This is a genomic window from Paenibacillus sp. J22P143, from assembly GCF_059692035.1.
The window spans coordinates 141,738-158,740 of record NZ_JCAUAQ010000003.1 but is presented as its reverse complement, the minus strand read 5'-3'; the positions used below and the strand labels follow the sequence as shown (position 1 = coordinate 158,740).

At 46.7% G+C, this 17,003-nt stretch carries 8 protein-coding genes; all 8 read left to right on the top strand.

Translation table 11 applies throughout. From position 1 onward, the window contains the following. The first annotated feature begins 3 nt into the window (after positions 1-3). The 8 genes from AC58PQ_RS07885 (at position 4) to AC58PQ_RS07850 (ending at position 16,987) form a co-directional block, all read left to right on the top strand. The gene (locus AC58PQ_RS07885; protein WP_497241416.1) at positions 4-6,201 is read left to right on the top strand and encodes an InlB B-repeat-containing protein; all 6,198 of its coding nucleotides are present in this window, start codon (positions 4-6) and stop codon (positions 6,199-6,201) included. Positions 6,202-6,309: 108 nt separating this feature from the next. Further along, positions 6,310-7,989 (top strand): S-layer homology domain-containing protein, encoded by a 1,680-nt coding sequence (locus tag AC58PQ_RS07880; RefSeq protein WP_497241415.1) that lies wholly within the window; start codon positions 6,310-6,312, stop codon positions 7,987-7,989. Positions 7,990-8,255: 266 nt separating this feature from the next. Beyond that, the gene (locus tag AC58PQ_RS07875) at positions 8,256-9,536 is read left to right on the top strand and encodes a Gfo/Idh/MocA family protein (RefSeq protein ID WP_497241414.1); all 1,281 of its coding nucleotides are present in this window, start codon (positions 8,256-8,258) and stop codon (positions 9,534-9,536) included. 42 nt (positions 9,537-9,578) lie between these two features. Continuing rightward, complete coding sequence (locus tag AC58PQ_RS07870) at positions 9,579-10,331, top strand: SDR family NAD(P)-dependent oxidoreductase (protein WP_497241413.1); 753 nt, start codon at positions 9,579-9,581, stop codon at positions 10,329-10,331. Positions 10,332-10,345: 14 nt separating this feature from the next. Further along, entirely contained in the window at positions 10,346-11,311 is a 966-nt protein-coding gene (locus AC58PQ_RS07865) for an ROK family protein (RefSeq protein ID WP_497241412.1), read from the top strand. Positions 11,312-11,315: 4 nt separating this feature from the next. Beyond that, on the top strand, positions 11,316-12,047 hold the full coding sequence (locus tag AC58PQ_RS07860; RefSeq protein ID WP_497241411.1) for a sugar isomerase domain-containing protein: 732 nt from the start codon (positions 11,316-11,318) through the stop codon (positions 12,045-12,047). Between the two features lie 12 nt (positions 12,048-12,059). Continuing rightward, complete coding sequence (locus AC58PQ_RS07855) at positions 12,060-13,973, top strand: DUF8034 domain-containing protein (RefSeq protein WP_497241410.1); 1,914 nt, start codon at positions 12,060-12,062, stop codon at positions 13,971-13,973. Positions 13,974-14,392: 419 nt separating this feature from the next. After that, positions 14,393-16,987 carry a glycoside hydrolase family 38 N-terminal domain-containing protein gene (locus AC58PQ_RS07850; protein ID WP_497241409.1) on the top strand — a complete coding sequence of 865 codons (2,595 nt, stop codon included), beginning with the start codon at positions 14,393-14,395 and terminating at the stop codon, positions 16,985-16,987. Positions 16,988-17,003: the final 16 nt, after the last annotated feature.

Below are 17,003 nucleotides of genomic sequence, written 5' to 3'. Positions count from 1 at the left end.
TAAATGAAAACAAGAAAGTCTATACTTTCAATCATCATGGCAGTTTGCATGATTGTTACATCGCTTGTTCCATTATCATCAGCTAGCGCTGCAACTCAAACGCCTGCTGGCAATCTTGCTTACGGAATAACACCTACGTTTGGCAATTTCAGCGGTACTCTTTCAACCTCTAACTTCCAACAAGCAGGCAATATACCGCAATTGACATCCGGTTCGCTCAATAGCAATAACTGGGTTTCAACGGCACTCGCCACAACGGGTGCTGCTTACATGCAGATCGACCTTGGCAGCGTTAAAGCGGTGAACGACATTAAAACATGGCAGTATTATAATAGTGCACCTCCTCATGCAAGAGATTTTTATCAGGCTGTCCAGATTTCAACTGATGCCACAAACTGGACAACCGTTTATAACAATGACTCAACCAATGCGGGTGGCATAAAATCGCTGGGCACAAATCTCAGCAGCAGTTACAACACCCTCACTTATGAAACTGTGAACGGCAACGACATCCCGATTCCGATGACAAATGTGCGGTATGTTCGTTATTGGAGTGCCGGATTTATCTGGGACGACACCAAGGCATACGGAGGAAATCAGCCGCTTTGGGTTCAACTTCAAGTGTTCAGCATGTTAAACGTAACGATTGACCCGAACTATGCAGGCAGCACAACATCTTCAGTATCAGTTCCCAATGGTACTACTGTCTCAGTTCCGGCAGCACCGGTTCATCCGAATCCGGGATATGTGTTTACCGGCTGGACATTAAACGGCAGTCCATATAATTTCACTACGCCAGTAACATCGAATATCACATTGCAAGCCAGCTGGAATAATGTCGGTAGCAGCAATGTTACATTCAACTATAACGATGACGTTACAGCTCCGTCTGTTGTTCAGGTTACCAACGGCAACCTAGTAACTATGCCGCAGAATCCTACAAGAAGCGGATACAACTTTGCCGGCTGGAAATTGAACGGCGTACCCTATAACTCTACAACGCCAATTAGTTCGGATATTACGCTTACAGCACTATGGGTTCCGACTCAAACTGCTGATGCCTTTAAAATCAGCATGGGTGCGGTAAATATGTACCTAAATGGTCAAGGGCAGATTACAAATATTGTAAGCGTTATCAACGGTCAAGATTATGTTCCTGCCGGACATGGTGACGCCTATCTACTTTCTTTGATTGCAAACAATGCATCTCAGAAACCAACTTCTCTGACATATGACAGTGCAACAAGCACATTGAAATTTACCTTTGCAACGATCAATACACAAGTAGATGTTAAGGTTGTAGACAAAGGTGATTACTCAACATTTACAGTATCTAACCTTATTGCTCCGCCAAGTGTTAGTATGGAAACACTGCTGTGGGGCCCTCTTAAAACGACCATTTCAAGTGTCGTGGGTGAATCTCTGGGAGTGGTGTATGACCACAACTTCGCTATCGGTATTCACGACCTCAACGACAAAACCATTGGCGGCTGGCCGCAGGAATGGGCTAGCCTCACCTATCCGCCAGGATACACACATCAAGATAATACATACTTAAGCGGCATGTCTTGGCAAACTCAGGCAGCAGTGGTTGCTCCTTTTGGTAGCTTTCTGCAGTCTTTTACAAACGATTACACACATCCAACAGATCGTATAGTAGGCGGTTTCGCGTGGGTTAATAATGATAAAGTTAACCAAACTGACTTCACAATGAATTCATTTGGTGTCATTGCCAAAGAGCGTGTTCCTGCACTTACCAATTCCGCTTACCCGCAGGATGCCAGCATTGTCGGTTCTTCCATCGCTCTGTTTGGCAGTAAGGCAACCAATATCTTGAATACAATTGAGGATATTGAGCTTGGCGAAGGCTTGCCTCATCCTACAGTTAACGGACAGTGGCAAAAAACCGCTTCTGCTGCGCTGGGTTCCGAAATAAGTACAGGTAGCCTTAGTACCTCTAACGTAGATTCAGTCACTAAAGCTGCGTATGCTGCAGGTATAAATTACGTTTATAACATTGTAGGCGCAGTCGGTCCGTATGATCACAACGGTTCTTATAGATTTAATAACAGTTGGGGTCATTCCGATCAAACAGCTAAAGCCCAGATGTCTGATGTTGCCGCCAAATATGGTGTGTACCTAGGCACACACACTATGGCGGATTACATCGGAAATGGTAGCGATAATGATTCGCTTTATCTAACTAGCTATGGTGCAAATCCCGATCTTGCATACGCACAAACAACCGTGCTAACACGTCCGGTATCAGCATCCGACACAACCATTTACGTTGCAGACGCTTCGCTGTTTGGAAACATTGTCAGAGATGCTCCTGGGAAGTACATGCGCATTGGTTCGGAAATCGTCCAATATACCGGGGCTACTCGGATTGGTCCAAATGAGTGGGAAATTACCGGTTCTACACGCGGTGCAAGAGGAACAGGTCCATATGTTGCTTCGTACTCCGCAGGCGCAACTGTAGCAAGACTTTGGCTCTCACAATATAGTGCTTTCTTGGGTGGCGAAAGTATTTCAAAACAAATTGCTATGCGTGCCGCACAAGCATTTAATAACTCCGACATCAGAGATATCTCTGCCGATGGTCTCGAGGATATTTACAAAAACGGATATATGCAGTTGGCATTAAATCAGTTTTATTCCACTATCTACAAAAATTTAATCAACAAAGACAATTTCTACCTCGTTAACAGTATAATGACTGCCAACGCGTGGGATATCATCGCCCGCGAGGGTTGGAACGGCTCAGTAACCGTTAACATCCCGAATTTCAATTTATCCGCACCATCCGACCAAGCCGATCCTGTTACAGACTCCAGAGCTTACATGATGCAGCGTAACCTGTTGAATCAAAAGTATGGAGTTGGAATCGGAAGCATACAACAAACAGGCAGAGAACTTTCACTCGTAGCAGCACTTGATGCCGGCTTTGGCATGGGGTCAGTCGCAAGTCTTAGTCCTGCACATTTGGCGAGCATCAAAGCATGGAAAGACGCCATGGTTAACCGCGCATTCAGCGAACAACAAAAGCAAAACTTCCTGAACGCATACGTGGCAAATAATACGAACTCATGGTTGATGACCACCGTAACACCGGGCAAAGCGTGGACATTGCAACAAACAACCAGTAACGGTACTGCTATTGGTTCGCCGATTGCCTTATATGCAGGTGGCAATATCAACATCGCAAACAGTTCAAACGGCAATGTTGCAACAAACGTTTCCACAGCAAACGTAACCGGTATCAACCCAGCTCACACGAATAAATTGGCAGCATCCTTCGCGGGTGAAGTAGCTTTCGCAGCACAACCGGGTGAAACAGTCATCGTTAGCCCACAAGCTAATAATGGATATGTACTTAGCTCTTTGACTGTAAAAGATGCAAGCGATAACAATGTTCCTGTACCATTATCCGATGCAACATTTGGCAATTACGCCTTCATCATGCCTGCCGGCGATGTTACAGTTACTCCAGTATTCACACGTGCAGCAACTTACAATGTAATTGCTGACAACAGCGTAAGCAATGGCATCATCACAACGGATTTGACAAGTGCATCCAACGGACAAATCGTTAGTGTTATTGCAACTCCGGCTGCAGGCTACAAACTCGTTCCAGGTTCAGTCGTTGTAAAGGATGCTTCAAACAATGCAGTTACAACCGTCGCTGCCAACCAGTTCATTATGCCAACAAGCCATGTAACCGTAACAGCACAGTTTGCCCCTGTATCGTCATTCAACATCACAATCGATGCTGGTATTCAAAATGGCTCAATTAGCGTGGCACCATCTGCTAAAGAAGGTGATAAGGTCACAGTTACTGTAACACCGAACGCTAATTATAGGTTCCAACAAGTTACCGTATATAATGCAAGCGGCGATGTAATTATTGTTGATAACCATGCAAGCGATGCTACATTCACAATGCCGGCTAGAAACGTAACCGTTACAGCTTCTTTCATTCCGACAAATACGGTAACCATTGCCTCTGGTATCACAAACGGCACACTAACCGTAAATAAGGCAAACGCAGCAAAGGGCGACAATGTTGTTGTCTCCATTACGCCTGCACAAGGTTATAAAATGATTCCGGGTTCACTCATTGCTCTTGATGCAACCGGTGCAGGCGTTCCACTAACCGTTACTGCCGATCAGTCAAAGTATGATTTCACAATGCCGGCTTCCGCAGTGACAGTGACAGCACAGTTTGTTACATCGGTAAGTCGCACTCTCACAACTACTGTGTCAAACGGAACAGTTACACTCACCAAGACAACTGCAAATGTTAATGATCCTGTTTCATTCACAGTAACTCCAAATGCGGGCTATGATATCGTTTCTATTTATGTTCTTGACTCAGCAGGTGACCCGGTTGCTCTGACAGACAACAGTGCATTCCAGCACAACAGCAACTTGGTCGCAAATCCCTCTGCCCCTTCTGTAAGCGGCACATTTACAATGCCGGATGCTAATGTTTCGGTATTTGCGTACACAGTGGCAATGATTCCGACGATTACAGCAAATAACATGACAAAAACTTACAATGGATCAGCAATTGACCTTACCCCAATGTTCACAATTGATCCGAATGCGGGTGCCCCAACGTACGCAATCGGTTCAGGCTCAACAGGCGTGGGTTCAATCAGCGGCAGTATGCTGACGGTTACAAAAGCAGGAACATTCACAATCAATCTTACAACTTTGGCAACAGGTACTTATTTAGCGGGTGCTGCATCAGCTACCTTAGTGGTAAATCCTACTACACTTGCTGGAATAACAGCACCGGCATCCGTTACTGGGGTTGCAAACGGAACGCTTAAGACAGCTGCGGCTCTTGGCTTGCCAACAAATGTCAAAGTGGTAACCAATCCGGCGGGTAACCTAGATGCCAATGTGGCATGGGATGTAGATTCTTCATCCTACGATCCGTCCTCACCAGCAGGGCAGACGTTCAGCGTTAACGGAACAGTAACTTTGCCTGACGGAGTCGCAAATCCGAACAATGTGGCACTGACAACAAGCATTCATGTGACTGTTTTGGAGGCAATATCGGTAGCACCAAATGTTGTGAGAATAGCAGCACCCGTATCAATCACTGGAGTTGTATACGGAACTGCGAAGACGGCATCAGCTCTTGGCTTGCCGACAATCGTTGAACTAGTAACCGATACGGCAGGAAGTCTGAATGCCAATGTGGCATGGGATGTGGATTCTTCATCCTACGATCCGTCCTCACCAGCAGGGCAGACGTTCAGCGTTAACGGAACAGTAACTTTACCTAACGGAATTGCAAATCCGAACAACGTGCCACTGACAACAAGTATCAGCGTGACAGTATTGCCTGTGCCAGTGTCGCCGCAGGCTACCCTAACCAATCAACAGCAGGTAATAACTGGGGAATCATTAGATGTGACGTTGGGACTCCGTAACGTTACACAAAGTGAATTCCAACTTGTAAATGCTCAAGAGCTGACGCTTACCTATGATGCGTTGAATATGCAGCTGGGTACGGTAACCTCTCTTGTTTACGGATTGCAAGTCATCGACCAGAACGAGACAGAGCCAGGACATGTTCAAATTATTTTTGCAAGCACAAACCCTGATGGATTTGTTCCGCAAGGAGATATCCTGAAATTTAGCTTTACCGCCAAAGCTGTAACCCAAGTTACGCATGCAGCCTTTGGTGTGAGCAGTTTTACAATTGCCAACAGTCATGGTAACGAATTGCAAATTAATGGAGCCTCTTCCAGCACACAAATTATTGTACCTGCAGTACCGGTGGATAAGACATTGCTGAACGCTCTAATCGTAAGCGCTCAGGCGAAGCATGATGCTGCAGTAGAAGGAAATATGGATGGTCAGTATTTGACGGGTTCCAAGGCAATCCTTCAGTCGGCCATCAGTACAGCGAGTGTGACAGCTAATGACATGAATGCTACTCAGGTTCAGGTGGATAGTGCCAAATTTGCGCTTGCAACGGCAATTCAGGCATTTGAAAACAAGAAAATAACAGCAGATGTCAGTGGAAATGGCATTATTTCTATTGGGGACTTGGCTATAGTCTCAGCAAGCTATGGTAAGCAACCTGGTCAAAACGGCTGGAATGCCAAAGCGGATGTTAATAAAGACGGTAAGGTTGATATTAGCGACTTGGCCATCGTAGCCAAAGCTAAATTGCAGTAAACCGAATCATTGATTATGCGGGGGGGGGGGGGGGGGACGCAAGTACCCCCCCCAAACATAAAATTATTTTTTGTACGGCAAGGGAATGAAGAAAGGGTGACTTATCCGATGAAGAAAACACTGCTCGCCTATATGCTGGCATTACTTTTGATTGTGTCTATATTTCCCAAAGATAGCATTCATGCAGCTGCAGGTCCGCAGTTGTTCTTGTCTATCTCTAACGAAAGCCCGACAGCAGGTACCAGCTTTCAAGTAACGGTGAATGGAAAGCAGTTAAGCGACTTGTACGCGTATGAGGTTAATGTAACTTACGATTCTAGCAAGATAGAGTTTGTGAGCGGTGTCAGCCAAAGCGGTGGCTATGCTATAAAACCGATTGTGAATGGGAACAACATTCAAATCGCACATACGCAAACTGGAAATACGCCTGGTCAAAGCGGAGACGCGAAATTGGCAGAATTAACCTTTCGCGCAGTAGGTGAAGGAACGGCCGATATTGTGCTGGACAGCGTGAAATTAGTGAACTCGCAGTTAGATGCTACTCTGAATTCAGTCAACGGGAAAGTATCAGCCAATATACAGCCTACTTCTACAGGAGGCGGAAATGGCGGAACGAAATCAGAGCCGATCCTACTCTTACCTGAAGTGAAGGTTGACTATGTAACAAACTTAGTAACGTCAATTGTTGATGCAGCTTCATGGGAACAGGCTCAAAAACAAGCCGAATCTGATCCAAGTGGTAAAGGAACGATCAGCCTTGAATTTCCACAAACAGCCGAAGCAAAAACCTTTGTGCAACAGATACCTTCTTATATAATTTCGAGCGATAAGAAACAATATCAAATTGAAATTAAAACACCGATCGCCTCTATTGTTATTCCAAGCAATATGTTCCGAGAAGGTGATTTGACGGATAGCCAGACAGAGCTTCTTATATCTCGAGCAGATACCAGCAAGTTAGACACAAGCGTACAGAATAAAGTCGGATCTCATCCGGTCATTGAGCTCACCGTTCAATCCGGCGGCCAAACCATTGCCTTCAATAACCCGAAAGCCCCTGTTATCGTGAGCGTGCCTTATTCACCTACAATGGAGGAAAAGAATAATCCAGAGCATATCGTCGTCTGGTATATTGACGGAGAGGGCAACATTCATTCCGTACAGAATGGAAAGTATAATGCCGCCACAGGTCTAGTTACGTTCTCGACGACACACTTCAGCACGTATGCGGTATCGTTCGTTCAAAAGACATTTGGTGATATCGCTTCCGTGGACTGGGCCAAGCATGCTATTGAAGTTTTGGCATCCAAAGGAATTATTAATGGTACGACAGACAGCGAATTTAATCCGTTGCAACAAGTAACCCGAGCTGATTTTCTATTGCTGTTAATGCGAACGCTTCATTTGCAAGGGCCTATGGGCGATCGATTCGCAGATGTTAACGATGGCGAATATTATGACGAAGCAGTTAGGATTGCCAGAGGCTTAGGCATTGCGGGCGGTGTCGGAAATAACCAATTCCAACCGCAGGCTTCCATTACAAGAGAGGATATGATGGTACTCACGGAAAAGGCGCTTAGAATAAGCGGGAACCTGACAATCGATGCTTCGGAAGCCGAGCTTGGCTCATTTACGGATACTCCAGAAATTTCGAATTATGCTATAAACAGTATCGCTGCTCTTGTTCAGTCAGGGTTAATAGGCGGCTACGATAACAAACTTTACCCAAAAGGAACAACGACTCGCGCGGAAGCGGCGCAATTCATGTATAACATTTATAACTATTAAGCCTAAATGTAATAGAGAAGAACGGAAATAGGGATGAGAAGTTTCATCCCTATTTCCAACGCCCACTCGAGATTGGTCAGGCGATCAACACAGGTACTATCGTTTATCGGACTATAGAATGTTCATATTTATTAAAATCATTTTATTTCGGAGCCTGTTTTCGCTAGAAATCGAAGAAATTTCATTTTTTTATTGTTTTCGAATGTGGGGCCAACATGTATGATCAGGTCAATAAGTTGACTTATCCATAAAAGGAGACTATCAAAATGACATCTATGACAGCAGTATTAATTGGAGCGGGACAACGAGGTGCCGATGCTTACGCTTCCTATGCACTCGACTACCCGGATGAAGTGAAATTTGTAGCAGTCGCCGAGAAGGACCCTGTAAGAAGAGCGCGATTCCAGCAGGCTCATGCTATTGATGATACAAATGTTTATGAAAGCTGGGAGCGGCTGCTTGAAGGGCCGAAACTCGCAGATGCGGTTTTAATTTGCACGCAGGACCAAATGCATTTTGAGCCGGCAATACAGGCATTGGAGAAAGGGTATCATGTCCTGCTCGAAAAGCCGATGTCACCAAGCCCGGCTGAATGTGTCCAAATGGGGGAATACGCCGAAAAATATAAACGCGTGTTTTCCATCTGCCATGTACTTAGATATACCGAGTTCTATAAGAAGCTAAAACAATTGCTCGTCGATGGAGCGATAGGCAGACTTATTTCTATCCAGCATACGGAAAATGTGGAGCACCGACATCAAGCGCACAGTTTCGTTAGAGGAAACTGGCGAAACTCCGAAACTTCTAGTCCGATGATTTTAGCGAAGAGCTGTCATGATATGGATATTTTATCGTGGCTGGTGGATGCCGATTGCACGAAAGTGTCCTCATTTGGCGCGTTAACACATTTTCGCTCAGAAAGTGCTCCGGAAGGTGCGCCATTGTACTGTTTGGATGGTTGCCCCGCCCAGAACGAATGTCCTTACTATGCTCCTAAAATGTACTTGGAAAGAGAGGACTGGGTAGGTTCTGTGCTGCGAAAAGTTGTTAGCAACGATGACAGTAAAGAAGGTGTCCTTCAAGCTTTGAAAAATGGGCCATACGGCAGATGCGTTTATCACTGCGATAACAATGTGGTCGATCATCAGGTCGTCAATCTGGAGTTCGCGAACGAGGTAACTGTCGCCTTTACGATGTGCGCCTTCACCAAAGAAGGAGGCAGATCGATGAAGCTGATGGGAACACGAGGTCAGATCAGAGCCGATATGGAGAAGAATGTCATTGAAGTAAGCAGCTTTATTACAGGTGAGACGCAAACGATCGATATTGACGCTCCATTGGATGGACATGGCGGCGGCGATCACGGAATAATGCGGGATTTCGTTCGGTTGGTGAGCCGTGATGGGGAAGAAGCTGGACTTACTGGTGCACGGGCTTCTGTGCAGAGTCATCTGATGGCATTTGCCGCCGAGAAGTCGCGATTGGAGAGTCAGGTTATTAGCATCGGCGATTATTTCAATGTGTTGAAAGAAAGTATTCATAATTAATGGTAGGAGTGGATATCACTCTACCTATAAGAGGTGATTTGTGTGAAAGATCTGAAAGGGAAAGTGGCTCTTGTAACCGGATCAACGAGCGGTATCGGTAAAGCAGCAGCGATTGAGCTGGCTTCCTTTGGTGTAAAAGTGGTCGTTCATGGGATGAACGAAGAACGTGGACGTCAAGTGGTGGATGAAATCCGCTCGCTTGGAGGCGAAGCCATTTTTGTACAGATGGATTTGTCTTCTCCCGAAGCCCCAAGGCAGATAATTGAGCAAACGACGCAGCACTGGGGGGCACTCGACATTCTTGTCAACAATGCGGCGCTCATCTGCAACAAACCGCTGGAAAATATCGAACACCCAGATTGGGATTCGCTGTTTGCAGTGAATGTGAAGACACCGTTTTTCCTTGTTAAGGAAGCACTTCCATGGCTTAAAGGAAGCGGCGTTGTTATCAATGTCAGCTCGATCAATAGGCTTGTGAACAGCCGCAATAATCTGGTTTATGACGCGATGAAAGCTGCTTTAAACCATATGACGCGCGGCCTTTCGCTCGATTTGCGCGAGTCAGGCATTCGGGTGAACGCGATCATGCCTGGGGGAACAGCAACACCGCTGTTAAACAAATGGTTCGATATGACGAACCATACCCCTGAACAAGCGGAACATCTATTAAAGACGGCGCCTAACATTACTACCCCGGAACAAATCGCACATGTGATCGTCTTTTTGGCAAGCAGCCAATCGGCGTGGATTAACGGTGCGGAAATTCCGTTGGACGGCGGTTATTTCATCGGTTGAAAGAAGGCGGACGTATGAGTGAAATGTTTTTCCAAAAGAGCCTGGCAGTCGGTGTCGATATAGGCGGAACCCATATCAAGATGGGATTAATCAATGAGCAAGGCGAAGTCATCGACCAGTATTCCGTGAACTTGCACCGAGACGAGGCGAAGATAGCCGATATCACGTTAATTACCCAAGAAGTTGCGAGGTTTATTGAAAGGTTGAATGTCCGGAATCAGCTTGCTGGTGTTGGTGTCTCATGTCCGGGCATTCTGGATACAAAACTCGGCATCGTAAAATTTGCTGTCAATCTGGGCTGGACGGATATTCCGCTGGTCGAGATCATGCAGCATCAGCTGGAACTACCTGTTAAATTGGAATGCGATGCAACAGCTGGCGCAATAGGTGAATGGCGATATGGCGCGGGAATCCATCAAACCTCTTTTCTATATATTTGTTTAGGCACCGGAGTCGGCGCAAGTTTAGTGGTTGATCAGCATATCTATCACGGGGATCTTGGTCCAGCAATCAATATCGGACATACAAGTGTTATTCCAGACGGTAAACCTTGTAAATGCGGAAATCGCGGCTGTCTGGAGACTTACGTTTCGGCTACTGCGATCTTTGATCGAGTTCAGATGGAACTTGGATCGGCAAATTCAATCTTATCAACGTGGGTACAATCGCGAACCTTGGACTCCTTGCTTGTTTATGAAGCTGCCATGCAAGGTGATCATTATGCCAATGAAGTATTCCAGGATGCGGGGAAACTTCTCGGCGTCAGCTTGGTCAATTGTCTGCATCTGTTTGGTGTCAGGACTATCATTATCGGCGGCGGGTTTAGTCAATCTGGCGATCTGCTGTTGGAATCAACAAGAAATACCGTGAGGGAAAGATACCTGAGTGAAAATGTGAGTATTTTACAATCAAAATTACCGACAACTGCTGGCATTTTAGGGGCAGCGGCTAACATTTTTCAAAATAATAATAGAAGGTGAATATATGCTGCTCGATCAATATATCAGAAACATTCAAGAGCAAATTTCCAACATTCAAACGACGCAGAAAAATGCCATTACTGAGGTCTCCTGCAAAATTGCGGATTCGATTGAGAAAGGTGGCATTATGCACGTTTTTGGAAGCGGCCACTCTCATATGATTGCGGAAGAAGTATTTCATCGCGCTGGCGGACTTGCTTGCGTGAATGCGATGCTTGAACCATCGTTGATGGAACTCAACGTAGGCCGGGCTACACTGTTGGAGAGGTTGCCTGGCTATGCGGAAGTATTGCTGACTGGCTACGATTTGCGACCGGGCGAAGTTATTATAGTCGTTTCCAATTCCGGTATTAACGCCGTCCCGATCGAGGTTGCACTGGAGAGCAAAAAGCGGGGATTGTTCGTCGTTGCGATAACGAATATGGATCATTCTTTAAAGACGGCGTCGCGTCATCCGAGCGGAAAAAAACTGTATGAAGCAGCGGATATCGTATTGGATACTTGCGGGGTTCACGGTGATGCCACCTTGTCTTATGACGACAGTTTGAATAAAATAGGGCCGACTTCAACGATTGGCGGCATTGTGGCGATTCAAGCATTAACGGTGGCGATCGTGGATGAATTGACGCAAAGAGGAACAGTTCCTCCGGTATTGGTTAGTGCCAATCGGGACGGAGGAGACGGGCATAACAGAGAGTTAATTGATCGGTATAGACAACGGGTTAGGTATTTATAAGGGGGATAAAGAATGAAGAGTATGGCAAGTATCACCGCCTCTGAACGTGTGGTCCCGCCGCAGTGGGCGTTGCAGGAACAGCTGCTATTTGACACGTTAAACAAAGCGGCAATAGAATTCGTCGCCCGCTATACACGTCCAGACGGAACGCTCATTTGGTTTGATCATTGGCCGGGAATGGACGGATCGGATGATCCCTATGAAGGTTTCATGAATTTGGCGCTTCTATATATGCTTGGGGGGAGCAGCGAACTGCATGAAGTATCGCGCCGAATTTACGACGGCATCACTTGGCAATGGACGCAGTACGGCCAAATTCACCGGGAGTTTGACGCTTATTACGACTGGATGCATCATGGCGAAGGCTACTTATATTTGTACTTTCTCGGGCTAGCGGGACCTGCAACACTGAAAGACCGCCAACGCGCAATTTCCTTCGCAAGGATGTACACGGGTGACGATCCGGAAGCGCCTAATTATGACAAGGAGCTGAAGCTGATCCGTTCGCCGCTCAACGGCAGCCGCGGTCCGCGGTTTGTTGTGAACGAGGAGGACTGGAGCACACACCGGGGCATTTTGGATGATTATCTCGCGCCATATGAGGACGTTCCCGGGGTTGATTTCGCCAGTGGCAAATGCGCTTGGTCAAACGACGAGGTGTATAAACACCTTATCGCCATGATGAACGAACGTATGAATCGCGGAGATGTGCCGTTGAACTTGAACGCAACTGGCCTGGTCACGCATGCGTTCATGCAAAACGGAGACGAAAACTTGCGAGATTGGGTTGTCGACTATTTGGAAGCCTGGCAGGAGCGAAGCAATCGCAATGGCGGCATTATCCCCGACAACGTCGGATTAACTAATCAAATCGGGGAGTACAACGATGGTAAATGGTGGGGGGGCTACTACGGGTGGCGCTGGCCGCACGGGTTCATGACGATTATCGAGCCGTTGACGAACGCTTGTATGAACGCAGCGATGCTGAGTGGTGATTTGAACAAGCTTCAGCTTGCGCGAGAACAGCTTGATCGGAACTGGGAATTGGGTAAGGAGCAGGATGGCAAGTGGCTCGTGCCGTACAAGCATTTTGACAGCGGCTGGACGGATTACCGTGAAGCGCTCCCGAAATATCCGATTTACTTATGGTCGTTATCGATGTCGGATGAAGATTTGGATCGCATCGAGCGAATCCCGCAAGATCACAATTGGAACGAAGTGATCGTACCCCAGTTTTCAGGCCGCGATCCGAAAACAGGAAGGGAAACGAAGCATTACATCGGCAACACACAGCCGTGGTATCAGTACATTCGCGGGCTGAATCCTAGCTATCCAGAGCAGATCTTAAGCGCCAACTACGAAATGATTGGCAATCAATTAGCGAAAATGCGGGCCCCAGATGGCGATCCGTACACATGGACGGAGCATTATAATGAAGGCATGTATTCCGCCATTCATATTTGGCAAGAAATGTGTCCTGTTTACTTCGAAGGTCTCGTGCAGTTGACGTTAGGTGGACCGATGCATATTTCGCACGGAGGTCTGCAGCACGGCCGCGTTCGCTATTTCGATGCGGTTCAGAAGCGACCAGGGTTGCCGCAAGGCATTTCGGCTCTCGTCGAAAAGCTAACGACTGACTCCGTAATTATACAGCTCGTGAACACGAGCTTGTTCGATGCGCGCGAACTCATCATTCAAGCTGGCGTGTTCGGCGAGCATCAGTTTACGAACGGCGAAATCCTCGGCAGTAATGGCGAAGTTATTGGGACGACGGTGGTGAACGGAAAGTGGCTGCATGTGGAATTGCCGGAGGGGACGGGCATTACGCTTCGTCTAGACATGAAGCGATTTGCCAATACGCCAACCTACGATATGCCATGGCAGGAAGATGACAAGCAGCTTATTCAAGGGCGGGCTAATTCATAATTATTGATGAACCAGACAACAAGTAAAGGCTTTTAAACTGCGACCGTTTCCCGGAATTGTATTGGGGAGCGGTCATTTTGCTTTTTCAGATATCCGCTATGATTGGATTTTTGAATGATCATATAGTCCAAAAACTTTGGCATTCAGCACATTCCTTCTAATAATAGGTGATGTTATCTTAAGTATAAATGATTAACTGTTACATGAATGGGCTCCTCACGGTAGGAGCAGTTAAGGGCTAGCTTAAACATGGATGGATATCCATTTTAAGAATAAATAACAAAACTAAGGGGGGATTTACGTTAGACGCTGAGCATATAAAAGCGGCAGGCGCAGACAAAATTTATGCCGAAAATGCAAAAACAAATTGATGCTTGGAAAGCTGCCAAATAAATTGGATATTGTTAGGAGAGAAGAACATGTCGAAAATCAAAGACGTACTCATTCTGCACCACAGCCACTTGGATATTGGTTATACGCATGCGCAACCGATTTTATTGGAATTGCAAAAAAAGTACATAGATCAGGCGCTGCAAATGTGCGCGCTAACTGAGGATTGGACAGAGGAAAATCAATTTCGCTGGACGTGCGAATCCAGCTATCCGGTTCTTCGCTGGTTAGAGACGGCTAAGGAGAAACAGATCGAGCAATTTGGTCATTACTTACGCAAAGGCCAATTAAGTGTATCGGCTTCTTACCTACATACATCTCCGCTCGTATCTGCAGAGCAATCTGCCCGCATGTTGCAGCCTATTCGAGAGTTGCGCAGCAGGTTCGGGGTTCCGATCAACACGGCGCTTCATCACGATATCAACGGTCAGCCATGGACATATAGTCAATTGCTCCTCGATGCTGGAGTTGAGTTTTTTATTATGGCTATTAATTCGCATTTTGGAGGCGTCCCTTTCAAAAGGCCGGGGGCCTTTCATTGGCAAACGCCGGATCATCGTAAGCTGCTGACGTTTAACGGTGAGCAATATGCGCTGTTTAGTGAAATAGGCAAAGTGAATGAGCGAAATACGGATCTAATGGCGGAAGGATTAGCGAAGTACTTAAAGAAAATAGAGGCCGATCCGGATTATCCATTTGATTTTATTTATTTGTCGGCGACCAACTTGCCGCTTTGCGACAACAGTCCTCCCGATCGGGATCTGCCGGAGTTGATTAAACGCTGGAACGCGGAGCAACGCGGATTGACGATTTCATATGTCACGCCAGAGCAGCTAATGGCCCGTGTGCAAAAGCAAGCCGACCAACTGCCAGTTCACGGCGGTGATTGGACGGATTATTGGAACTTTGGTTCAGGCAGCTCCGCCAAGGAAACGAGGTTGAATCGTCACACGAAGCAAGGGATGAAAGCGGTCGAGCTATTAAGTGCCTTTCAAAGCGAGACGAATGTCGCAGACTCCGGGCCACAGAAGCAAGCGTTAGAAGGGATCGATTTATACGATGAGCATACGTGGGGTGCCTTCAACTCGGTGACGCAGCCTGATCGTCAGAACGTGGATATTCAATGGATGCATAAAGCTCATTATGCGTATATCGGCAATAGCTTGACCGGTTATTTGCTTGGCGATCGGATGGAGAAACTGGCGAATAATCCCTTGCAATCGCAAGAGCCTGAAGGCTTGCTCGTGTTTAACCCTTCTTCGGTTACTGTTAAGCATCCGATTCGCATACCGTCCAGCTTCAGAGTGAAAGGAAAGCATTTGAGCGCAGACCGTATGCGTCATGTGCTTATGAACAATGAAGTCAACCATGCCGATGTCAGCTATGGGGTTGTAGAGCTCCCGCCGTTCAGTTGGCGTAAAATTCCGCTTCAAACACGAAGTGAGGCGTCTTTCGATGACACGATAACCATGGAAGCTGACCGTATTGAGACACCGTTCCATCGGTGTACTTTTGATCCGTCGACTGGACAAATCACGAGTTTGTACGACAAAGTGCAAAACTGGGAAGTCATGGATCAAAATAGTCCGTGGAGTCTATTCCAATACGTGCAAGAAACAATTGATACGACAGACCAGCCGAATCATCGGAGTGTTTTCTTTCAAGCCGATCAGGAGAAAGTACACAACAGCATCAGCTGTTGGAATCACGAATGGAAGGCGCTTAGACGAAGCTACGCAGCGATGACGTCTTGCCGTATCGAACGCAGTGCGCATTCCGCTTCGCTAATCGCCCAGTTCGAAGCGCCAGGCGTCGACCAATTGGAGCAAACCTTCACGTTTTTCAGCTATCGACCGGATATCGAGATGAAAGCTTCTTTCTACAAGCAGGACATTACGACGCCGGAAGGCACGTATTTTGCCATTCCTCTAAACGTCAAGGTGTGGCGCTGCCACTATGATACGGCCGGAACGCTCGTCGAATTGGATGCTGAGCAGTTGCCTGGCGTCAGTCGCGATTATATAACGATTGATAAAAGCGTTTCGGTTTATGACGGCGAGCATGGGGTTACGTTAGTTTGTCCGGATGCGCCTCTCGTTCAGGTGGGGGATTTTAATTTTGGCAAAGAACAACAAAGCATTCTGAAGAACCCGAACCCTCTTTTGCTGGCGTGGCCGATGAACAACTACTGGGAAACGAATTACCGGGCGCGTCAGCCAGGATTTTCGACTTTCACTTACAGGCTTTCAACGTTCCAAAAGTTCGACTCTGCGGCTGTTATGGAAACCGCCGTACAGGGCGTTTCGCAGATATACACGATACCTGCTGTTCATTGCAGCGAAGAGGAAGCCGCTCAGCTGCTGCAAGTTGACGGGGAAGGCGTCCAAGCGTTTCATGCGGGACTGTCGAGAGACGGTACAGGGGTCGTGCTGCGGCTGAGCAATTGTATGCAAAAGGCAGTAGAAGCTCAGGTTCGTTTCCCATCCTCTTCAATTAAATCCGCCTATCGTACAAATGTTTTGGAAGAAATTCAAGAAGAGCTGGTCGATGTACAACAAAGCACGCTAAACATTGTGCTAGCGGCGAAACAAATCATGCATCTGCTGGTTGTACCGAATCGTTAAAACAAAACATACATAT